Origin of the sequence: Streptomyces spinoverrucosus (assembly GCF_015712165.1) — a bacterium.
GTDB lineage: Bacteria > Actinomycetota > Actinomycetes > Streptomycetales > Streptomycetaceae > Streptomyces > Streptomyces spinoverrucosus_A.
In genome coordinates, this window is the sequence record NZ_JADPZX010000002.1 from 130,988 (window position 1) to 153,374 (window position 22,387).

Annotated in this window: 17 protein-coding genes; 9 read left to right on the top strand and 8 right to left on the bottom strand. The window is 69.9% G+C overall.

Annotated features, from left to right (window positions below; all coding sequences use genetic code 11):
• Positions 1-14 precede the first annotated feature (14 nt).
• A complete protein-coding gene (locus tag I2W78_RS35900; RefSeq protein ID WP_196464927.1) occupies positions 15-782 on the top strand; it encodes an NPP1 family protein in 768 nt (255 codons plus the stop codon).
• A 118-nt stretch (positions 783-900) separates the two neighbouring features.
• The gene (locus tag I2W78_RS35905) at positions 901-1,617 is read left to right on the top strand and encodes a GntR family transcriptional regulator (protein WP_196464928.1); all 717 of its coding nucleotides are present in this window, start codon (positions 901-903) and stop codon (positions 1,615-1,617) included.
• Positions 1,618-1,699: 82 nt separating this feature from the next.
• Here the strand turns inward: I2W78_RS35905 and I2W78_RS35910 are convergent, their stop codons facing one another.
• The 7 genes from I2W78_RS35910 to I2W78_RS35940 all read right to left on the bottom strand — a co-directional run bounded on the left by I2W78_RS35910 (position 1,700) and on the right by I2W78_RS35940 (position 10,264).
• Positions 1,700-2,023, bottom strand: coding sequence for an L-rhamnose mutarotase (locus tag I2W78_RS35910; RefSeq protein ID WP_196464929.1), 324 nt, complete (start codon positions 2,021-2,023; stop codon positions 1,700-1,702).
• The gene (locus I2W78_RS35915) at positions 2,020-3,567 is read right to left on the bottom strand and encodes a sugar ABC transporter ATP-binding protein (protein ID WP_196464930.1); all 1,548 of its coding nucleotides are present in this window, start codon (positions 3,565-3,567) and stop codon (positions 2,020-2,022) included. The genes I2W78_RS35910 and I2W78_RS35915 overlap by 4 nt, the downstream gene beginning before the upstream one ends.
• The gene (locus I2W78_RS35920; protein ID WP_196464931.1) at positions 3,564-4,601 is read right to left on the bottom strand and encodes an ABC transporter permease; all 1,038 of its coding nucleotides are present in this window, start codon (positions 4,599-4,601) and stop codon (positions 3,564-3,566) included. The genes I2W78_RS35915 and I2W78_RS35920 overlap by 4 nt, the downstream gene beginning before the upstream one ends.
• Positions 4,598-5,674, bottom strand: coding sequence for an ABC transporter permease (locus I2W78_RS35925; protein WP_196464932.1), 1,077 nt, complete (start codon positions 5,672-5,674; stop codon positions 4,598-4,600). The genes I2W78_RS35920 and I2W78_RS35925 overlap by 4 nt, the downstream gene beginning before the upstream one ends.
• Positions 5,671-6,759, bottom strand: coding sequence for a mandelate racemase/muconate lactonizing enzyme family protein (locus tag I2W78_RS35930; RefSeq protein WP_196464933.1), 1,089 nt, complete (start codon positions 6,757-6,759; stop codon positions 5,671-5,673). The genes I2W78_RS35925 and I2W78_RS35930 overlap by 4 nt, the downstream gene beginning before the upstream one ends.
• A gap of 34 nt (positions 6,760-6,793) precedes the next feature.
• On the bottom strand, positions 6,794-7,882 hold the full coding sequence (locus I2W78_RS35935; RefSeq protein WP_196464934.1) for a substrate-binding domain-containing protein: 1,089 nt from the start codon (positions 7,880-7,882) through the stop codon (positions 6,794-6,796).
• 240 nt (positions 7,883-8,122) lie between these two features.
• Entirely contained in the window at positions 8,123-10,264 is a 2,142-nt protein-coding gene (locus tag I2W78_RS35940; RefSeq protein ID WP_196464935.1) for an alpha-galactosidase, read from the bottom strand.
• A gap of 176 nt (positions 10,265-10,440) precedes the next feature.
• Between I2W78_RS35940 and I2W78_RS35945 the strand changes: the two genes are divergently transcribed.
• The 7 genes from I2W78_RS35945 (at position 10,441) to I2W78_RS35975 (ending at position 20,405) form a co-directional block, all read left to right on the top strand.
• On the top strand, positions 10,441-11,646 hold the full coding sequence (locus I2W78_RS35945) for an ROK family transcriptional regulator (RefSeq protein WP_196464936.1): 1,206 nt from the start codon (positions 10,441-10,443) through the stop codon (positions 11,644-11,646).
• 26 nt (positions 11,647-11,672) lie between these two features.
• Complete coding sequence (locus tag I2W78_RS35950; RefSeq protein ID WP_196464937.1) at positions 11,673-12,986, top strand: ABC transporter substrate-binding protein; 1,314 nt, start codon at positions 11,673-11,675, stop codon at positions 12,984-12,986.
• Positions 12,987-13,032: 46 nt separating this feature from the next.
• Entirely contained in the window at positions 13,033-13,944 is a 912-nt protein-coding gene (locus tag I2W78_RS35955) for a carbohydrate ABC transporter permease (protein WP_307784016.1), read from the top strand.
• A complete protein-coding gene (locus tag I2W78_RS35960) occupies positions 13,941-14,867 on the top strand; it encodes a carbohydrate ABC transporter permease (RefSeq protein ID WP_374222745.1) in 927 nt (308 codons plus the stop codon). The genes I2W78_RS35955 and I2W78_RS35960 overlap by 4 nt, the downstream gene beginning before the upstream one ends.
• A gap of 47 nt (positions 14,868-14,914) precedes the next feature.
• Positions 14,915-16,726: an alpha-galactosidase D gene (locus I2W78_RS35965; RefSeq protein WP_196464938.1), complete on the top strand. Its 1,812-nt coding sequence runs from the start codon at positions 14,915-14,917 to the stop codon at positions 16,724-16,726.
• A gap of 86 nt (positions 16,727-16,812) precedes the next feature.
• Entirely contained in the window at positions 16,813-19,191 is a 2,379-nt protein-coding gene (locus tag I2W78_RS35970) for a glycosyl hydrolase family 95 catalytic domain-containing protein (protein WP_196464939.1), read from the top strand.
• A 35-nt stretch (positions 19,192-19,226) separates the two neighbouring features.
• A complete protein-coding gene (locus tag I2W78_RS35975) occupies positions 19,227-20,405 on the top strand; it encodes an SGNH/GDSL hydrolase family protein (protein WP_196465209.1) in 1,179 nt (392 codons plus the stop codon).
• A gap of 134 nt (positions 20,406-20,539) precedes the next feature.
• Here the strand turns inward: I2W78_RS35975 and I2W78_RS35980 are convergent, their stop codons facing one another.
• Complete coding sequence (locus tag I2W78_RS35980; protein WP_196464940.1) at positions 20,540-22,387, bottom strand: helix-turn-helix domain-containing protein; 1,848 nt, start codon at positions 22,385-22,387, stop codon at positions 20,540-20,542.

Below are 22,387 nucleotides of genomic sequence, written 5' to 3' on the forward strand. Positions count from 1 at the left end.
CGACGGGACTTGAGATGCGCGCGATGAGTTCCCTCGCCAAGGTCCTCCTCGGTGCGGTCGGCGCGATGACGCTCGTCGTGGCAGTCCCGGCGACCGCCCACGCGAACGTCCTGACCCTGCTGCCGCAGAACGCCCCCGGCCTGGACCAGACCTTCTCCCCCGCCTACGACTACGACGGCGACGGCTGCTACGCCACCGCCGCCATCGGCGCCGACGGCACCATCAACCCCGGCCTCAAGCTCGGCGGCGACGTCAACGGCAAGTGCCACGACTACGCCCAGCTGGCCAACGCCAACACCTACTCACGCTCCAAGTGCAACAACGGCTGGTGTGCCGTGATGTACGCCAGCTACTTCGAGAAGGATCAGATCACCCTGGGCCCGGCGGCACTCGGCCACACGCACGACTGGGAGCACGTCATCGTGTGGATCAACAACAACGAGGTCCAGTACGTGTCGGTGTCCCAGCACAACACCTACCAGGTGGCCGCCCGCTCGGCGATCCGCTTCGACGGCACCCACCCGAAGATCGTCTACCACAAGGACGGCGTCTCGAGTCACTGCTTCCGCTTCGCGGGCAGCAACGACGAGCCGGCGGAGAACGCCACCGGCAACTGGTTCTACCCGCGTCTCGTCGGCTGGGACGGATATCCGGCCGGGTACCGCGACAAGCTCATGAGCGCCGACTTCGGCTCCGCCACCATCAAGATCGATGACGGCGATTTCCAGTGGGCCCTCGACTACGCGAGTCCGGACGGAATCCCCTTCGATCCGTACGCCTGACGCCTTCCACGTCATGCGACGAAGCGTCAAAAAGGCCCCCGCAGGCACTCGCCCGCGGGGGCCTTCCAGCCCCTTAAACTGCTGGTGGACGCAGCACACTGAGGGCAGGGAGACACGGATGCCGGCACAGGACCCGTCCGTCCCCGCCGACGCGGCTGGTGCGAGTGAGCCGCCCACCGCGCCGGTCCGGCAGGTCCTGTCCGACAGTGTCTACGAGGACATCAAGGCCAAGATCATGGACCACGAGATCGCTCCGGGGGCGCGGGTCGGCATCGAGGCGCTGGCTCGTTCACTCGACGTCTCGCCGACTCCCGTACGCGAGGCGCTGGCCCGGCTCGAGTCCGACGGTCTCGTCGTCAAGCGGTCCCTGTCCGGGTACCGTGCGACCGAGTTGCTGACGCGTCAGGGCGTGGAGGAGCTGTTCGAGATGCGGCTGCTCCTGGAGCCGCGCGCCGCCGCCCTCGCCGCCCGCAACGCCGACGAGAGTCAGCTCGACGCCATCGAGGCGACGCTGGAGGCCATGCAGGCCCACCCCGGCCCCGGGGGGCCGTACCCCTCCTACCGCGACTTCGCCGCACTGGACCAGCGGTTCCACGACGCCGTCGCGGAAGCCGCCCACCAACCGCTGCTCGCCGACGCGGTGGAGCGGCTCCACTCGCACCTGCACATCTTCCGCCTCAGCAGCATCCAGGACGCGGGCGACCCCACCCGGGACGAGCACGAGCGTGTGGTGCGGGCGATTCTGCGCCGTCGGCCCGAGCGGGCCGCCGAGGCGATGGCCGAGCACCTCACGCGCAGCCTGGAGCGCCAGCTGACCCGCTTCGAGGGGGAATGACCGCCGCCGCCCGCGGCCCGGCGAGGACCGGGTACGTGGCTGAGGACGTGAGCCCGGTCGGCGACCTCGCACGGAGCGCGGCCTACTCCATGAGGAAGACCTGTTCCATGTCGGCCCACCACTCACCGGGCCGGGCTTCGTCGACGGGCCGCTGGCAGGGGGCGGTGAGCTGCCACCATCGCTGGGTGGCGGGGTCCTCGGCGATCGCGGCGAGGTCGGCCGCGAGGTCGTCGCCGTGGTACTCGAAGTAGGCGAAGAGCCGGTCGCCGAGGAGGTGGATCGAGTAGTTGGCGATGTGCGAGCGGCGCAGCCGGTCGAGGACCGGCCCGGGGACGCGCCGGTGCAGGTCCCGGTACTCGTCCACCTTCTCGGGGACGACGTGGATGACCTGGGCGACCCGCTTCATGAGGCGGCGCCCTTCGCGGTCACGGCCGAGACGGCGCGGTCGTGGATGATCCGGATGATCTTCCCGCTCATGCGGTCGTAGTCGTGGTCGTTGTCCAGCTCGCCGCGGACGCGGTGGTCGGCCATGACCACCACCCGGTCGGCGAGGGTGATCATCTCCGTCAGGTCGCTGCTGATGAGCAGGATCGGCAGGCCGCCGCGGGCCAGCTCCCAGATCAGCTCGTGGAAGGCGTGCTTGGTGCGTACGTCCACCCCGACGGTCGGCTCGTCGACGACCAGCAGCCGGGTGTCGGCTGCGAGCCACTTCGCCAGGCTCACCTTCTGCTGGTTGCCGCCGGACAGTTCACCGGCGTTCTGCTGCAACCCTGAGACGCGGATGCCGAGACGGTCGACGAGGTCCTGCGCGACCTCCCTTTCCCGGCGTGCGGAGATGTCGCCGAGGAACCGGCCGAGTCTGTTCCACACCGTCACGGTGATGTTCCGGACGATGGGCTGCTCCAGGAAGACCCCTTCCTCTTTGCGGTTCTCGGTCAGATAGCCGATGCCGTAGGTGTGCAGGGCCTCGCGCGGGGAGCTGATCCGCACCGGTTCGCCGTACACCCGGATTTCGCCGGCCGTGACCCGTTCGAGGCCGAGGACGGCCTTGACCAGTTCGCTGCGGCCGGCGCCGACCAGGCCGTACAGGCCGACGATCTCGCCGGGACGGACGTCGAGCGAGACGTCCTGGTGTCCGGCCGCGGTGCACAGTCCCGACAAGGACAGGGCCGGTTCCGCGGCGGTGTCCACCGCGCGCGGCGTCATGTCCGTGACCGAGTGGGCCCGGCCGACCATGAGGGTGACCACGTCGTCCTGGGCGTAGTCGGCGAGGGGCGCCGACTGAAGCACCGACCGGCCGTCGCGCAGGACGGTGACGGTGTCGCAGATCGCGAAGACCTCCTCCAGCTTGTGGCTGACGAACACCACGCAGGTGCCGCGCTCCTTGAGCCGGCGGACGACGTCGAAGAGGCGTTCCGCCTCCTGCGGGGAGAGCGAGGCGGTGGGCTCGTCGAGCAGCAGCACCTCGCTCTCCGTGTACAGGGCCTTGGCGATCTCGACCAACTGCTGCTGTGCCACGGACAGTTCGCGTACCGGGCGCCGCGGGTCGAGGTCCAGGCCGAGTTCGGCCAGGCAGCGTTCGGCGGGGGCGGTCATCGCCTCCCGGTCGACCAGTCCCCGGTGGGCGGGCGGGTTCTGGAGCGTGATGTTCTCGGCCACGGAGAAGCCGGGGATCAGGTTGCGCTCCTGGTGGACCACGCCGATGCCGGCCCGGGTGGCCTCCAGCGGGGAGCGCGGGTGGATCTCCTCGCCGCGCCGGAGCAGTCTGCCGCCGTCGGGCGGGTGCACGCCGGTGATCACCTTGATCAGCGTGGACTTGCCCGCGCCGTTCTCCCCCAGCAGGGCGTGCACGGACCCGGCGGTCAGGGTCAGGCCCACGCCGTCGAGGGCGCGTACGCCGGGGAAGACCTTGACGATGTTCTCGCAGGCCAGCAGGACGTCGTCACTCATCGGGCGCCTCCCGTGCTCGGCAGGGCCGCGGCCGGCGGCGCGGGCGGTGTGCGATGGGACGCCCTGCCCTTCTTCTCCAGGTGGCTCTGGTGGATGCGGCCGCCGACGACCGTGCCGAGGACGACGAGGCCGATGAGGAAGTTCACCCAGCTCGGGTCGAGGGAGAACTGGGCCCGCGCGGTGTCGATGAGCCGCATCACGAAGGCGGCGAGCACGGTGCCGAGCACGGCGACCGAGCCGCCGGTGAGCGCGACGCCGCCGATGATGGGAGCCGCGAAGCTGGGCAGCAGCCAGTCTCCGCCGACGCTGCGGTTGACGCCGGGCAGCGAGGCGGTCGCGATCAGTGCCGCGATGCCGACGAGCAGGCCGGACAGGGTGTGGGCGAGCACGATCTGCCGGTCGGTGGAGATGCCCGACAGCCGGGCCGCGAGCGGGTTTCCGCCGGCGGCGAGCAGGCGCCGGCCGGCGATGGTGCGGTACATGAAGGCGGCGAGCAGCGCGGCCGCGGCGAGCGCGGTGACGAAGACGAGGGGGATGCTCAGCGGCGCCGAGTGGCCGAAGTCGCGCAGCGTCGCCGAGTATCCGTCGATCGTGCGGGTGCCGGCGAGCCGGTACTGCGCCCCGAGCAGGATCGTCATCGTGCCGAGGGTGACGATGAAGCCGTTGATGCGCGTGGCGACGATGAACACGCCGGTGAGCAGCCCGATCAGGGTGGCGGTGAGGACGCCTGCCAGGACGGCGAGGCCGGCGGGCATCCCGTGGTCGGCCATCAGCACGCCCATCTGGCAGGCGGTGAACCCGCCCAGCGCGCCGACGGCGAGATTGAGCTGTCCGACGCACAGGGCCACCATCTGGGCCAGGCCGATGAGGATGGGCGTGGCGAGGTACTGGAGGAACGTGCGGAGCGAGGACCCCTCGAAGAAGGAGCCGGACGAGGCGATGCCGAGGCCCACGTAGCCGGCGACGACCACGCACAGCAGGGTCATCGTGGTGGACCGGCTGAATCGCCGCACCCGGTCGCGGAGCGTCGTCATGTGGAGCGCACCACCTTGCGATAGGACACGACGGCGCGCACCCGGTCCGCGGACAGGGCCAGCAGGAGTACCCAGCCGAGGTAGATGTTGAGACTTTCCAGGCCGACGCCGAGCAGGTCGAGCCCCTTGCGGATGACGCCGACCAGGGCGGTGCCGAGCAGGGCGCCGATGACGGAGACGACGCCACCGGTGAGGAGGGTGCCGCCGAGGACGGCGCCGAGGAACGAGGGGAGCATGAAGTCGTCGCCGATGGAGGCGCGGAACGTGCCGGTGCCGACGGCGGCCATGAAGCCGGCGAGGGCCGCGAGCAGTCCGGACAGCGCGTGGGCCAGGACGATCCGGCGTCCGGTGGGGATGCCCGACAGTTCGGCGGCGGCGGGGTTGGCGCCGGTCAGCAGCAGTTCCCGGCCCATGCGGGTGCGGGCGTAGAGGAAGCCGAGGCCGACCAGGGCGAGCACGGTGAACTGGGCCAGCTGTGGGATGGCGGGTGAGCCGCAGACGGGGCCGACGCAGATGTCCGCGAGCGAGTAGGAACGCAGCTCCGCCAGGCCGTCCGGCCGTGTGGTGAACGCGGCGTTCTCGGTGAGGGCCGAGTACAGCAGGGACACCAGACCCAGCAGGGCGAAGTCCATCGCCAGCGTCACGACGAACGAGTTCACGCCGGTGCGGGCGATGATCCAGCCGGTGAGCGCCCCGATGGCGCACCCCGCGACGAGGCACAGGACGAGGCCGAGCGGCAGCGGCAGGCCGAGCCGGTCGTAGCCGAAGCCGGCGAAGAGGGCGCCGAAGGCGGCCATGCGTCCGACGGCGAGGTTCATGTGCCCGATGGACAGCACGACCATCTGCGCCAGCGCCACCACGGTGAGCGTCGAGATGTCCCTCAGGAGCGGGAAGAGCACCAGCCGTTCGTCGAAGAAGGCGGGTCGTAGCGCGCCGAACAGGGCGCCCAGCGCGACGACGAGCACGAGCAGTCCGAGCCGCTGGTTGACCCAGAAGGGCAGCCGGTGGGCCGGGCGGGCCCCGTCGGTGGGGCGGTCGGTGTCGCTGTCGGTGGGGGTGACGGCCGCCTTCATGCGACCCTCCGGTCGTCGATGGCGTCCAGGTCCCAGTCGATGCCGATGCCGGGCTCGTCCGGCGCCACGGCGTGGCCGTCGCGCAGCACCATCTCGGTGCGGGTGACGGCGCGCAGTTGCGGGATGTACTCGACGAACGCGCCGTTGGGCACCGCGGCGACCAGGCTGACGTGCAGTTCCATCAGGAAGTGCGGGCAGACTCGGACGTTGAAGGTCTCCGCGAGGTGGGCGACCTTCAGCCACGGGGTGATGCCGCCGATCCGGGCGACGTCCACCTGCACGATGGAGGCGCCGCCGGTCTCCAGGTAACTGCGGAACTGCATGGGTGAGTACAGGGATTCGCCGACGGCGATCGGGATGCGGGTGGAGCGGGCCAGCCGGGCATGACCGCTGAGGTCGTCGGCGGGCAGGGGTTCCTCCAGCCAGTACGGGCCGTACGGTTCGAGTGCGGCGGCGAGTTGTACGGCGGAGGACAGCGACTGGGACTGGTTGGCGTCCGTCATGATGTGCAGCCCGGGGCCGACCGCCGCGCGGACGGCGCGCAGCCGCTCGGCGTCCTCGGCGACATGCGGCTTGCCCACCTTGATCTTGACGCCGGAGAACCCGGCGTCCTTCGCCGCGAGCGCGGACTTGACCAGGTCCTCGGTGCCGAGGTGGAGCCAGCCGCCCTCGGTGTCGTAGACGGGTATCTCCTGGCGGTGTCCGCCGGCCAGCCGCCACAGCGGTTCGCCGGCGCGTCTGCAGCGCAGGTCCCACAGTGCGGTGTCCACGGCGGCCAGCGCCAGTGAGGTGATGGCGCCGGTGGTGGTGGCGCGGGTGTGGGCGAACAGGGACTGCCAGAGGCCTTCGACGTTGCGGGCGTCCTTGCCGGTGAGAAGGGGCAGCAGGTGCTCCCGGAGCAGCGCCAGCACCGAACTGCCGCCGGTGCCGATGGTGTACGCGTAGCCGGTGCCCACCAGGCCGTCGGCCGTGGTGATGGTGACGAGGACGGTCTCCTGCTTGACGAACGACTGCACGGCGTCGGTGCGGTCGGTCTCCACGGCGATGTCGGCCAGCAGGGCCGTCGCGTTGGTGATGAGGGGCATGCGCGTGCCGGCTTTCTGTGTCGGGGGCGGGCGTTCACCCGCAGGCGAGGAACTCGTCGGCGAACTGCCTCTTCAGCTCGGCGGTCTTGGCCTTGCGCGCGTCGTCGTAGTCGGAGACGTTGCCCTTCGTGACGACGAAGGAGCCGGAGTCGACGATCTTGCCGGGCTCCTTCATGGTGCACTGCTTGGTCTGCAGCAGGGCGAGCACCCAGGCCCCGATCTCCGCCTGGCCGACCGGATTCTGCACGACGGTGGCGCTGACGGAGCCGTTCTCGATCGAGGAGAGGATCTTGGCGTCGTCGTCGATGGCCACGACCTTGGCCTTGGAGCCTGACTCCCGCACGGCCTCGGCGGCGGCGACGGCCGGGTTGTAGGCGGTGGAGACGATGCCCGCGATCCGGGCGCCCTTGGCGGCGAGCAGGTCGGACACGGCCTTCTGCGCGGTCTGGAGGTCCTTGTCGATGTCGGTGATGGTCTGCAGCAGGGTGACCTGGCCGCCGGTCTCGTCAACCGCCTTCTCCACTCCCCGCTTGCGCAGTTGGGTGTTGGCGTCGACGTTGTTGCCGGTCAGGTGGACGAGGGCGCCCTTGCCGCCCATGGCTTCGATGGCGGCCTTCGCGGCCTTGTACGCGGCGAGTTCGACGTCCGTGGAGAGGCAGAAGTCCGCCGCGTTCTCGCCGCCGGCCGGGCAGGAGGCCAAGGACGCGACGGCGAAGCCCTGGGACTTGAGGTCGCTGAAGGTGGTGTTGATGTCGGTCGGGGAGACCCCGAAGATGCCGAAGGCGTTGTAGCCGCGGGCGGCGAGCGTCGAGAGCAGGTTGTTCTGTTTCTGCTGGTCCCACTCGGCGGTCTCGTCGAAGGTGACGTCGCCCAGTCCGAGCGTCTTCTCGGCCTGCTGCCCGGCCGTCTTCCAGGGCTGGAAGTAGGGGTGGGCGCCGCCCGGGACGAGCGCGACCTTGGTCCCGGAGCCGTCGGTCAGCTCGGCCGTCCCGCCGCCGGCCTTTCCGGAGGCGGCGCCGGCGGCGACCGGCTCGTCCGAGTTCTTGATGGTGCAGGCCGACGAAGCGGCGGCCAGGAGTACGAGGGTGATGGCGGCGGTCATGGCGGTTCTGCGACGGCTCATGGTGATGCCCCACTCAAATCAAATAGGATTTCTCTGCCGTGATGCTCGGGGAGCGCCTCGACCCGCGTCAAGGGCCGTACGGGACGGGATCGGCGAAGCGCCTCAACAACCGGTCTGCATGTCTCAACTTGCCGGAATGGGCGGGGAGATCCCGGATTGCGATCCCAGCAACCTGAACTGTCTACGCAATGCAGGATCATATAGAAAACGAACCCGGTGGACTTGGACGAGTACGGAACCTCACCTGCCCTCGCCATGCGGCGTGAGGCGCACCAGGTGCAGCGCCTTGCTGGCCCAGTCGCCGAGCGGCAGGTTCAAGTGCAGGCCGTAGTCGGTGAGAACCGTCGCGTGGTGGACCGTTCCGGTGCGGGTGTCGCGGTAGCGGGCGCCCGGGGGCAGGCCGCGCAGGCGCACCGGTTGGCGCGGGGCACCGTGGCGTGGTCCGCGCTGCCATGCCAGGACCAGCACCTCGTCGGCGTCCTCGGCGACGTACTGCACGACGGTCGGCCCCTCCCCCGCCGGCCCGCGCAGCCGGTGGAGAACGCCCCGCTGGACCAGATGACGTACGCGCTTGTACGTGGCCACCAGCTCGGCGGCCTCGGTGACCTCCTCCTCCGTCCAGCGGGAGAGGTCGCCGCCGATGCCGAGCAGGCCGGACATCGCCACGTGGAAGCGGAACGACAACGGTACGGAACGGCCGGTGAGCTGGTTCGGCACGTCCGTCACCCACGCGGACATCGAGCACGCCGGGTAGATCTGCGCGAAGCCGTGCTGGATCGCCAGCCGGTCCTCGGCATCGGTGTTGTCGGACGTCCACGCCTGGTCGGTGCGGGCGAGGATGCCCAGGTCGACCCGGCCGCCACCGCCGCTGCACGTCTCGATGCGCAGCCGCGGATGGTCGGCGCGCAGCCGGTCCAGGACGCCGTAAAGGTTCGTCACGTACCGCGTCCACAGCGCGTCGCCGCCGCCCGGCTCCCCGGGCCGGCCCGCCTCGCCGAAGGCGCGGTTCATGTCCCACTTCAGGAAGTCGACGCCGTGGTCGGCGACCAGCCGGGTGAGCCAGTCGTACGCCCAGTCCGCGATCTCCTGGCGGGAGAAGTCGAGGACGAGCTGGTTGCGCATCTCGGTGCGTGGCCGGCCGGGCAGGTGCAGCACCCAGTCGGGGTGTTCGCGGTACAGATCGCTGTCCGGATTGACCATCTCCGGCTCGACCCAGAGCCCGAACCGCATGCCGAGCCCGTGCACATGGTCGGCCAACGGGCCGAGTCCGTGGGGGAACCGGTCGCGGGCCGGCGTCCAGTCGCCGAGGCCCGCGCGGTCGCTGCGGCGGGCGCCGAACCAGCCGTCGTCGACGACGAACAGTTCCACGCCGAGGGCGGCGGCCCGCTTGGCCAGCATCTTCTGGCCGTCCTCGGCGACGTCGAAGCCCGTCGCCTCCCAGGAGTTGTAGAGCACGGGCGCCAACTCGTCGGCCCGTGGCAGCACATGGGCGCGTATGTACGCGTGCCAGGCCCGGGTCGTGGCACCGAACCCGCCGTCGGTGAACAGCCCGGCGCACACCGGCGTCTCGAACTCCTCGCCGGGACCGAGCGGCAGGACCGTGCCCTCGTGTCCGACGCCGGTGGTGAGACCGGCCAGTCCGTCGGGTGTGCGCTGCACCGTGACGCGCCAGCTGCCGCTCCAGGCCAGCGCCGCACTCCAGACCCGGCCGTGTTCCTCGTCGGCCTCGCCGGCGTCCACCATGACCCATGGGTTGGCGTGATGACCGGTGATGCCGCGGCGGCCGGTCAGCACGGTCTCCCCGTACGGCAGCGGCTCGCGGCGCAGTTGGGTCTCCGCCGACCACTGGCCGGTGACATGGCTGAGCCGGTACCCGGGCAGCGGCGGGAGCGTCCAGGCGGCGGAGTCGGCGCGCAGCAGGTCGATGTGGTCGCCGCCCGCGTTGCGCAGCACGGTCCGGCGCTCGATGACGTCGGTGTCCTCGCGTACCCGGTAGTGCAGCGCCACCTGGAGCGGGTACAGACGGTCGCGGAACCGCAGGACGAGTTCCTCGGCGCCGGGTGACGGCCGGAGCACCTCGTGCCCCTCCAGGCACCACTCGAACCCGCGGGTGCCGTCGGCGTGGCGCACCTGGAGCGACGGCGGCCCGTAGTGAAGTCCGTCGTCCGCCGGCAGCTCCTCGCCGACCGCACGTCGCCCCTCGAAACTGCTGTGCGCCTCCCCCAGCGGAACGGCGAGCTCCAGCGCCTCCGCCAGGGACAGTCCGGGTCCCCACGCGACATGGCCGGGAGCACCGGTCTCGTCGATGCGCAGGGCGTACGACGTGCGCGGGGTGGTGAGCAGCCAGACCCCGGCCTCGGGGGAATGGGAGATCAGCGGCATGTGGCCTCACGTCCAAGCGGGGAAGATGCTGGCCCTCAGCCAACGCGACCTTCGATCAGCTGTCAACGGCTGTGCACGGCAGCCAGTTTGAAAGCCTCAGGCATGCATCACCACGGTTTCACGAGTTTCTGCTTCTTTCATTGACACCGGAAAATAAGGGCCCTAAGTTCCCGGCCATGCAGGCGACTTCCCCTCCTGAGGCCTTCCCGGCGCAGACGCCCGCCGTCGCTCAGGTCTTCACCACGGTGCTCTCGCACGGCCCCCTGACCCGTTCCGCGGTGGCCGAGCGCACCGGGCTGTCCGCCGCGGCGGTGACCAAGGCGGTACGGCCGCTGATCGAGGCCGGGTATCTCGTGGAGGACACCGACGACGCCCGCCGCGCCCTGGGGCGGCCGGCCAATCCGGTGCGGGTCGACGGAGGCCGTGCGCTGTTCATCGGCGTCAAGGCGACCGGGGACGAACTCATCGGTGTGCTCACCGACCTGTGCTGCCGCATCCGCGTGGCCCGGCACCTGCCGCTGACGGACCCGGCCCCGGCAGCGGTACTCGCCGCGCTGACGGAACTCGTGCGGGAACTGCTCACCGAGGCCGAGGGCTTCGGTGTCCCGGTACTCGGTCTCGGCCTCGCCGTCTCCGGCGACGTGGACCGCGCCGAAGGCATCGTCCGCTACTCGCCGTTCCTTGAGTGGCGCGACGTGGCGCTCGGCGAACTCGCCAACACGACCACCGGGTTGCCGGTCACCGTGGAGAACGACGTGCGGGCCCTGACGGTCGCCGAGCAGTGGTTCGGCGCCGGTGTGGGGCTGTCCGACTTCGCGCTGGTCACCGTCGGCGCGGGCATCGGCTGCGGACTCGTGGTCCACGGGCGGGTTGTCGCCGGGGCGCACGGGGTGGCCGGCGAGATCGGGCATGTCGCCATCGATCCGGCCGGCCCGATGTGCCGGTGCGGCAACCGGGGCTGTGTGGAGGCGATCGCGGCCGACCAGGCCATCCTCGCCCGTATCACCGAGACGACGGGGGCCGCGGTCACCGACACCGCCCACGCCGTGGACCTCGCCCACCGGGGACACCCGGGAGTACGGGAGGTCTATGCCGCCGCCGGCGAGGCGATCGGCCGCGGCATCGCCACCGTCGCCAATCTGTTCGGGCCCGAGCGAGTGATCATCTCCGGGGAGGGCCTGGCCGCCTACGACCTGTTCGCCGAGCAGATCCGCGACACCTTCGCCGCGTACGCGTTCGGCTCCGCCGCGCAGTGCGACGTGCAGACCCGCCCGCTGCCCTTCGAGGAGTGGGCCCGCGGGGCAGCCGCCACCGCGATCCAGAGCTTCATCAGATCCGACACCCACCAGCAGCGCACCAACGGCGCTGCCGCGCGCGCCTAGCGACGCACGAGCACGAGGAGCGACGAATGACGCAGCACAGCAGCTTCCCCCTGGCTGCGCGGAGCCCCGGCCGGCGCCGAGTGGTCGGCGGACTGTTCGGCCTGTCCGCGGCGGCCCTGGCCGCTCCCGTCCTCACCGCCTGCGGCGGGGGCCCGGGGGGCGACCCCAAGACGGTCACGTTCGGCTCCAACGGCGCCGACGCCACGCCCAAGAAGGCGTACGCGGCCGTGACCAAGGCGTTCACCGAGGACTCCGGCCTGACGGTGAAGACCAACACGGTCGACCACGACACCTTCCAGACGAGCATCACCAGCTATCTCCAGGGCACCCCGGACGACGTGTTCACCTGGTTCGCGGGCTACCGCATGCAGTACTTCGCGAAGAAGGGGCTCGCGAGTCCCGTCGACGACGTCTGGGACGTCATCGGCGGCGGCTTCAGCGAAGCGGCCAAGCAGCTCTCGCGCGGTGAGGACGGCAAGTACTACTTCGTCCCGCTCTACAACTACCCCTGGGCGGTGTTCTACCGTAAGAGCCTCTTCCAGGACCGCGGGTACGAAGTCCCCGCCACGTGGGACGACTTCATCGCGCTCGCCAAGCGCATGAAGAAGGACGGACTCTCCCCGGTCACCGCGGGCTACGGCGGCGGTGACAGCTGGTCCGTCCTCGGCGCCTTCGACTATCTCGACCTGCGCGCCAACGGCTACGACTTCCACATGCAGCTCATGCGCGGCGAGGTCGCCTGGACCGACAAGCGCGCCGTGCGCGTCCTCGACCTGTGGCGCGAGCTGACCCCCTACTACCAGACGGGCGGCGGCGGCCGGTCCTGGCAGGACGCCGCCCAGTCGCTCATCGACAAGAAGTCGGGCATGGCGGTCATCGGCCTGTTCATCGGCCAGCAGATCACCGACGAGGCGATACGCGAGGACATCGACTTCTTCCCCTTCCCCGAGATCGACAGTGCCCACGGCCTGGACGCCGTCGAGGCGCCCACCGACGGCTTCATGCTGAGCCGGAAGCCGAAGAACGAGGACGGCGCGAAGAAGTTCCTGGAGTTCCTGGGCGGCGCCCGGGCCGAGGAGCTGTACATGGGCGTGGACCCGAGCAACCTCGCCGCCAACGACCAGGCGAAGACCGACTCGTACAACGCCCTGCAGACCAAGTCGGCCGAACTCATCGGCTCCGCCAAGCACATCAGCCAGTTCGCCGACCGGGACAGCGACCCCGGCTTCATCTCCACCGTCGTCCTGCCCGGCCTGGTCGAGTGGCTCGGCCACCCCGACGACGGCACCGCGACCCTCAAGAAGATCGAGTCCCAGCGCTCACGCTTCTTCACCTCCTGACCGGGACCGGAAAGGTCCTGACCGGGACCGGAAAGGCCTGCGCACCGTGTCCTCCGCGACCTCCCCCGGACGGCTGAGCCGGGGCGACCGTCTCTTCCTGACGCTCGTCATCGGACTGCCGCTGCTCGCCCTGCTCGTCTTCGTCTGGCTGCCCGCCCTCGCCTCGATCGCCCTGTCGTTCACCACCTGGGACGGCATCGACCTGTCCGACATCCACTGGACGGGCCTGGAGAACTACGCCCAGATCTTCACCAACTACCCGCCGTTCTGGCCGGCCGTCCAGCACAACGTGATCTGGCTGCTGTTCACGGCACTGCTGCCGACGCCGTTCGGGATCTTCCTGGCGTACCAGCTCGACAGGAAGATCCGGTTCACCAGGGTCTACCAGACCGCGATCTTTCTGCCGATGGTGCTGTCCCTGGCCGTGGTCGGCTTCATCTGGGAGATCATCTACAACCCCGACACCGGGCTGCTCAACAGCGTCCTCGGTGCCGCCGGGGCCGGTGGCCACATCGACTGGCTCGGCAACCCCGACCTGAACCTGTGGGCCGTACTCATCGCCTCGGCCTGGCGGCACACCGGCTACATCATGATCCTCTACCTGGCGGGGCTGAAGAGCGTCGACCCGGCCCTGCGGGAGGCCGCCGCCCTCGACGGCGCAGGCGGTCGCCAGACCTTCCTCAAGGTGATCTTCCCCGCGCTGAAGCCGGTCAACGTCATCATCCTCGTCGTCACGGTGATGGAGTCGCTGCGCGCCTTCGACATCGTCTACGTCCTCGGCGGCGGGACCGGCAGCAAACCGGGCATGGAACTGCTCTCCCTGCTGATCACCGACAACATCGTCGGCGAGGCCGGCCACATCGGCTACGGCTCCGCCCTCGCCGTGATCCTGCTGCTCGTGTCGCTCGCCGCGATCGGCACCTTCCTCGTGCAGACCTTCCGGAAGGAGGACCGGTGACCACCACCGTCGAGCGGCCCGCCTCCCGCACCGGGACCGGACGCCGCCGGCCGCCGAAGAGCGGACCGAAGCGCCCGCCGAGCACCATCGGACGGCACGTGCTGCTCGGCGGTATCGCCCTGCTGTGGCTCGTCCCGCTGCTGTGGGCCGTGTACACCTCGCTCAGGTCGTACGAGGACACCGCGAGCAACGGCTACTTCTCCCTGCCGCGCAGCTTCGGCCTGGACAACTTCACCGACGCCTGGACCCAGTCCGGCATGCCGCACTTCTTCTGGAACTCGGTCCTCATCACCGTCCCCGCGGTGCTCGGCACCCTGCTGTTCTCCGCGGCCGTCGCGTTCTTCGTCTCCCGCTTCGACTTCCGCTTCAACCTCGCCCTGCTGATGCTGTTCACCGCAGGCAACCTGCTGCCCGCCCAGGTGCTCATCACCCCGCTGTACCGGCTGTATCTGCTGATCCCGCTGCCGTGGTGGATGAGCGACTCGATGCTGCTGTACGACTCGATGTGGGGCCTCATCGCGATCCACATCGCGTACCAGTGCGGCTTCTGCACCTTCGTCCTCAGCAACTACATGAAGACGATCCCGAAGGAGATCACCGAGGCCGCGCAGGTCGACGGCGCCCCGGTGTGGCGGCAGTTCTTCCAGATCATCCTGCCGCTGTGCCGGCCGGCCTTCGCCGCGCTGGCCACGCTGGAGTCCATCTGGATCTACAACGACTTCTTCTGGCCGCTCACCCTCGTCGACACCGGCGACAAGCGGCCCATCACCTCCGCGCTCGCCAACCTCCAGGGCGCCTACTTCACCAACCCCAACCTGATCGCGGCCGGCGCCCTGATGACCGCGATCCCCACGCTGCTGGTCTACTTCGCGCTCCAGCGCCAGTTCATCAGCGGGCTCACCATCGGCTCGAGCAAGGGCTGAGCCGCCCTCGTATCCCTCGCCGCACCGAACAACAGGAGGCACGACCCATGCGGTCATCCTCGTACTCCGTCCTGCCCGGACGACGGTTGAGAACAGTCGTCGTCCTGGCCCTCACCGCGGGACTCGCGACGGCCGTCCCCGCCGCGCAGGCCGAGCCCACCGCGTCCCCGGCCGCCACGACCACCCCCGTGGCCGCCAAGCCCTATATGGGCTGGACCAGTTGGACCATGCAGTCGTCGAAGTACCCGGGCCTCAACCCGAAGGGCGACTACAGCTACCTGTCCGAGGCGAACGTCATCAAGCAGACCGACGCCATGGCGGCCAAGCTGAAGAAGTACGGCTACGAGTACATCAACATCGACGCCGGCTGGTGGATGGACTGGTCCTGGAAGTCGCAGTTCGACCAGTACGGCCGGCAGAAGGCCGACCCGGAGCGCTTCCCCAGCGGCATGAAGGCCGTCGCCGACCGCATCCACGCCAAGGGCCTCAAGGCCGGCATCTACCTGCCGGTCGGCCTGGAGAAGGGGGCGTACAACGACGGCAAGAACCCGATCTGGAACGCCGAGGGCTGTACCACCGCCGACATCGTCTACGACGACCTGCGCACCACCAACGGCTGGGACAGCGCCTACAAGATCGACTTCTCTGATCCCTGCGCCCAGAAGTACATCGACTCCCAGGCGCAGATGTTCGCCGACTGGGGCTACGACTTCCTGAAGCTCGACGGCGTCGGCCCCGGCTCCTTCAAGAGCGGCGACAACTACAACAACGTCGCCGACGTGGCCGCCTGGCAGAAGGCCATCGCCACCGCGGGCCGCCCGATCCACCTGGAGCTGTCCTGGTCGCTCGCCTACAGCCACGTCGAGGACTGGAAGAAGTACTCCAACGGCTGGCGCATAGACACCGACGTCGAGTGCTACTGCAACACCCTGGTCACCTGGGAGAACTCGGTCGACGACCGCTGGGACGACGCCCCGGCCTGGACCGACCACGCCGGCCCCGGCGGCTGGAACGACCTCGACTCCCTCAACGTCGGCAACGGTGAGATGGACGGCCTGACCAAGGCCGAGCGGCAGAGCTACGCCACCCTGTGGGCGATCGCCAAGTCCCCGCTGTTCACCGGCGACGACCTCACCGAGCTCGACTCCTACGGCCTGTCGCTGCTGACCAACCGCGAGGTCATCGCGATCAACCAGCAGGACAACACCAGGCCCGCCGAGCCGGTCACCTCCGCCAACCCGCAGCAGGTGTGGGCGGCGAAGAACCCCAACGGCACCTACACCGTCGCGCTGTTCAACCTCGCCGACGCGCCCGCCTCGGTCACCGCGAACTGGTCGACCCTCGGCTTCACGGGCAAGGCCTCGGTGCGCGACAACTGGAACAAGGAGAACCTCGGCTCCTACACGGACAAGATCACCCAGGCGCTGCCCGCGCACGGCTCCCGGCTGTTCACCGTCACCCCGCGCGGCACGGCCCTGAAGTGGACCGGCTACGAGGCCGAGGCCGACACCAACACGCTGAGCGGCAATGCCTCCGTCGCCGACTGCTCCGCCTGCTCGGGCGGCAAGAAGGTCGGCAACCTCTACACCGGCGGCAAGCTGACCTTCAACGACATCACGGTCGCCAAGGCCGGCACCTACCAGGTCAGGGTCGCCTATGTCAGCGGTGACCCCCGCTCCATCGCCGTCTCGGCCAACGGCGGCGGTGGCACCTCGCACAAGTTCGCGTCCACGGGCGACTGGGGGACGACGAACAGCGTCTACGTGCCGGTGAAGCTGAAGGCCGGGGCCAACACGATCACGTTCGACAGCGGGACCGGCTACGCGCCGGACATCGACCGGATCGACGTACAGAAGTAGCCCTTCCGATCTCCTTCCGTCCTCCCCGCCGGGGGCCCGGCCCCGCACCGGGCCGGGCCCCCGCCCCAGACGCATCCGGAGCCGCAATGAACACCACCCCGAACGACCCGAGCAGAAGAACCGTCCTCTCCCTCGCCGGCACCGCCGGTCTCACGGCGGCCCTCGCCACGCTGCCCGCCTTCACCGCCTCCGCCGCTCCCGCCCGCCCCGCCGAGGACGCCGTGCTGCCCGCCGACGCCGCCAGGCAGCAGCTGTGGTGGCAGGCCCCCGGCGACGAGGGCTCGCTCATCGAACAGGGACTCCCGATCGGCAACGGCCGCCTCGGAGCGCTCGCGAGCAACGACCCCGGCCGCGAACTGCTGATGATCACCGACCTCACGATGTGGACCGGCGGTCTCAACGGCACCCTCGACAACGACGGCCAGTTCCCCTACGGCCGCGCCGACTTCGGTTCCTTCACGCTGCTCGCCAAGCTCGCCATCGACATCCCCGACCACGACCTCGGCGCTGTCAACGGCTACCGCCGCACCCTCGACCTCGCCCAGTCCCTGGTCACCAGCTCCTACGTCCGCTCCGGCGTCACCTACCGGCGCGAGATGTACGCGAGCCACCCCGACGACGTGATCGTCCTGCACTTCACCCAGAGCGGCGGCGGCCGCTACACCGGCTCGATCAGCCTCACCGGCACCCACGGCGAGACCATCACCGCCGCCGAGTCGTTCGGCGCCACCCTCGCCAACGGCCTGCGCTACGGCGCCGCCGTCAAGGCCCGCGGCAACGGCGGCAAGGTCACCGTCAACGGCACCCGCATCGACTTCTCCGGCTGCAAGGAACTCACCGTCGTCGTCAGCGCCGGCACCAACTACGCACCCGACGTCGAGAAGAACTACCGCAACCCCTCCCTCGACCCCGAGAAACTCGCCCGTACGAAGGTCCGCGACGCCCTCTCGGAATCGGCCGACTCCCTGCGCCGCACCCACATCGCCGACTACCGCAAGCTCTACGGGCAGATGGACCTCTCGCTCGGCACGTCCTCGGCCGAACAGCGCGCACTCGACACCTGGGAGCGCCTGCACGCGCGCGACCGCGACGACGTACCCGATCCCGAACTGGAAGTCGCCTACCTGCAGTTCGGCCGCTACCTCACGATCTGCGGCTCCCGCGACAGCCTGCCCCTGAACCTTCAGGGCGTGTGGCTCGACGGCAACGATCCGGACTGGATGGGCGACTACCACACCGACGTCAACATCCAGATGAACTACTGGATGACCGACCGGGCCGGCCTCTCCCAGTGCTTCGACGCCTTCACCGACTACTGTCTCGACCAGCTCCCGTCCTGGACCGAGCTCACCCAGAAGCACTTCAACGACCCGCGCAACCGTTTCCGCAACTCCAGCGGCAAGATCGCCGGATGGACGGTCGCCTTCTCCACCAACATCTACGGCGGCCTCGGCTGGTGGTGGCACCCCGCGGGCAACGCCTGGCTGTGCCAGAGCCTGTGGGAGCACTACGAGTTCACCCAGTCCCGCACCCACCTCGCGAAGATCTACCCGCTGCTCAAGGGCGCCGTGGAGTTCTGGGAGTCGCGGCTGCTCACCACGACCCTGCCGGGGACCTCGCGGGAGGTCCTCATCGCGGACAGCGACTGGTCGCCGGAGCACGGCCCCCAGGACGCCAAGGGCATCACGTACGACCAGGAACTGGTGTGGATGCTGTTCGGCTACTTCTGCATCGCGTCCGCCGAGCTGAAGCGTGACACCCGCTACGCGGACACCATCGCCGGCATGCGCAAGAAGCTGTACCTGCCGCAGGTCAGCCCCAAGACGGGCTGGCTGGAGGAGTGGATGTCGCCCGACAACCTCGGCGAGACCACCCACCGGCACCTGTCACCGCTGATCAACCTGTTCCCCGGCGACCGCATCCGCCCCGACGGCTCCACCCCCAAGGAGATCGTCGACGGCGCCACCGCGCTGCTCACCGCACGCGGCATGGAGAGCTTCGGCTGGGCCAACGCCTGGCGCAGCCTGTGCTGGGCCCGGCTCAAGGACGCCGACAAGGCCTACCAGCTGATCGTCAACAACCTCCGCCCGTCCGTCGGCGGCAGCAACGGCACGGCGTTCAACCTCTTCGACATCTACGAGGTGGAGAAGGGCCGCGGCATCTTCCAGGCAGAGGCCAACTGGGGCACCCCCGCGGCCATGCTGGAGATGCTGCTGTACTCCCGCCCCGGCCATCTGGAGCTGCTCCCGGCGCTTCCGGGCGCCTGGGCCGAGTCCGGTTCCGTCACCGGCGTCGGGGCGCGCGGCGGCTTTGTCGTCGACCTGCGCTGGAAGGACGGCAAGCCGACCTCGGTGAAGATCCGCAGCGTGGGCGGACGTACGACCGCCGTCGAGTTCGCGAGCCGCACCCGCACCGTCACGCTCAAGCCCGGCGGGTCCGTCACCCTGAAGGACTTCGACCGGTGAACCGCCGGATCGCGTCGGTGGGCGGGGCGCTCGCCATGGTGTGCGCCCTGATCGTCCCGTCCGGCCAGGCACTCGCGGCCGGCAGCGGGCAGTCGGCGGCGGCCAAGCACTCCGTCGTCACCTGGGGCGCCAGCGCCGACCGGCTCGGCGAGGGCGTCGCCGACCGGGCCTACCGGCTCGTCGTGCACACCAGCGTCGGCGGCGACAACGTGCGGATCCGGCTGTCCAACGCCTTCGGCGACCGGCCGGTGACCTTCGACAGCGTCTACGCCGGGCTGCAGAAGTCGGGTGCCGAACTGGTCCGCGGCAGCAACAAGCGGCTGACCTTCGACGGCGCCCGCTCGGTCACCGTCCCGGCCGGGCAGACGGTCTACAGCGACCCCCTGCCCGGCAGGCTGGCCGCCGAGTCCAACCTCGTCGTCAGCATCCACAGCCCGGACGCGGCGGGCCCCGGGACCGGGCACGGCATGGCCATGGCCACGTCGTACTTCACCCAGGGCGACCACACCGCCGAGGAGAGCGCCGCCAACTGGACCGGGACGACCGGCTCCTGGTTCTACCTCGACGCGGTCACCGTGCGGACCCGTTCCTCGGTCGGCGCGGTGGTCACGCTCGGCGACTCCATCACGGACGGCTGGCAGTCGTCGACGGACCTGAACCGCCGCTGGCCCGACTACCTCGCCCGCCGGCTGCGCACCTCCACCGCGACGACCGTCGAGGGCGTCGCCAACGAGGGCATCTCCGGCAACAAGGTGCTCGCCGACGGCGCCGGACAGAGCGCCCTCAACCGCCTGGACCGCGATGTCCTGTCCCACCCCGGGGTCCGGACCGTCTTCCTCTTCGAGGGCGTCAACGACATCAAGGCCCACACCGGCGTCACGGCCGAGGACATGATCGCGGGGTACCGGGAGATCATCGACCGCGTGCACGCGCGGGGCCTGTGCATCGTCGGCGCCACGGTCGGCCCCTTCAAGGGCTGGCCGGAGTGGGATCCGGCTGGGGAGGCCGTTCGGCAGGAGGTCAACGCGTTCATCCGGGACAGCGGCGAGTTCGACGCCGTGGCCGACTTCGACCGGGCTCTGCGCAGTCCCTACGACCCCGAGCGCATGCTCCCCTTCCTCGACAACGGCGACCACGTGCACCCCAACGACAAGGGCATGCAGGCCATGGCCGACGCGGTCGACCTCGCAAGCCTCGACTGCTCCTCGGCGTAGGGCATCGACCCAAACGGTGGCCTGGGCCGAGCCGGGCCGGCCGACGTCTGTTTGTGGGACCTCCGTCGATACCGCGCATGCCGCTCGCCGCGACCCCTTCGTTGTCCGGTTCGTCATGCGCGGTTCGGATCGGTTCAGCTCCGGTAGCTCCGCAGCTTCCGGTAGAGCGTGGCGCGGGCGATGCCCAGGGCCGCCGCGGTGCGAGCCTTGTTGCCGCCGTGGAGGCGCAGGGCGTCCAGGATGGCGGAGCGTTCGGCGTGCTCGATCGGACTGAGTGACCGGGGCGCCGGTCCCTCGCGCACAGGGTCCGGCAACTCGGCACGCCGGACAGGACCCATCGCTCGACGACGCTCGGCCACGGCCCGTACGAGCTGGGCGAGTTCGGTGACGTTTCCCGGCCACGAGTACTGCTCCAAGGCGCGCAACGCGTCCAGCGACCAGGAGAGGGGAGGTCGTCCCGGGGCCGGCCCTGGAGTCAGGTCTTGCACCAACTCCCTGATGTCATCCGGCCGTTCGCGTAGCGCCGGAAGCGTCACCGAGCGTGCCGCCAGGGTGTCCAGGAGCCGTTGGAGGCACGGACCTGGCGGCGCGCCAGGGGTGTAGGTGACCAGCAGGGGTGCACCCGGATGCGCGTCGAGCAGCGAATTCAGGGTCGCTGTGCCGGACTGTGCAAGCCGCTCGGCATGACGGATCAAGACCGGCTGACCGCCGGCCAACTCGTCGATCGGCAAGCGGAACTCGCCTTGCGCCGCATCCATGATCAAAGGGTTGGCGACCAGTTCTCGTGCGAGTGATGTCTTCCCGGTGCCGCGTTCCCCGATGAGGAGCAGGGGCTCGGGAGACCTGCTCAACTCCGTCGCGCGGCCGACCGCATGTCGCCACGGCACCGATCGCCCGGCCAGTCGCACGCCGGTGCGGAGGGCCGAAGTCGCGGCACATCGCCCCACCTCCTCCAGCACGGCCACTGCTCCGACAATCGATCCCAGATGGAACACCGGGTTAAGGGTCACCTGACAGTCCGTGCTGTCCCGGAGCTGGATGCGGTACGAGGTCGAAGTCGCCGTGTCGGCCGCCGCTTCGGCTCCCCCGTCAGAGCCCGACGTCACAGGCGGGACGACCACGGAGGCTTCGGCGGTATCTGGTCCCGACTTGCCCGATGCCGGCTCCGACAGCGCCCCGTGGCCCGATTTCCGCAGCAGGGCGACCGCGCTCCGCTCCAGGGCCTCCAGCCCCTCCGGCGACAGTAGCTGTCCCGCGGCCTCGCTGACGAGCCGGTTGAGACCGTCGACCGCGACGACCGCGCGTACCCGCTCCTGTGCGGCCCGTAGATACGCGTCCAGCAAAACCCGCTCGACAACCCGTGAGCGTGACAGGAGTTCCGCCTCGACGGCGATCGCCGCGGCCTCGGCGAGCGGAGCCGCTGGATGGGAGCCGCACTCGACGCACGGGCGGGAGGTCACCGTGACCGTGCCCAGTACCTTCGAGGTCCCCGCCGCCCGTATCGGCACGCTGACCGCGGACATGTCCTGCCACAGATCGAGGAAGTGCTCAGGACCGTGCACCTCGGCGCGGCGGCGGGTGCGAAGTGCGAGGGCCGCGCTGTTGTGGCCGACCACCTGTTCGGAGAGATCCAGGCGACGGAGGCCGTAGCGCGCGCATCCCGTGGACCACAGCACCCGCAACGCCCCATCGGTGAGTACAAGGGACGCCTGGCCCGTACTGACGGTGGGTGCGATGCGATCGAGGACGGGCCGGGCGGTGGCCAGCAGGTGGGATTCGGGCGCTCGTACGCAATGCGGGGGCACATCCGGGGCCGGGTCTGCCACATCGTGCCGCACACCGAAGAACCGGGCGCGCTTCCACGCGGCGACGATTTCTTGCGGTACTTCGTCGGGCAGTTCACGCCCCGCGAGGAAGAGCTCGCGTGCCCTGCGCAGCGAAGCGAGCGCGGGCCGGACGGCGGAGTGCTCTGTGGTGGCCAT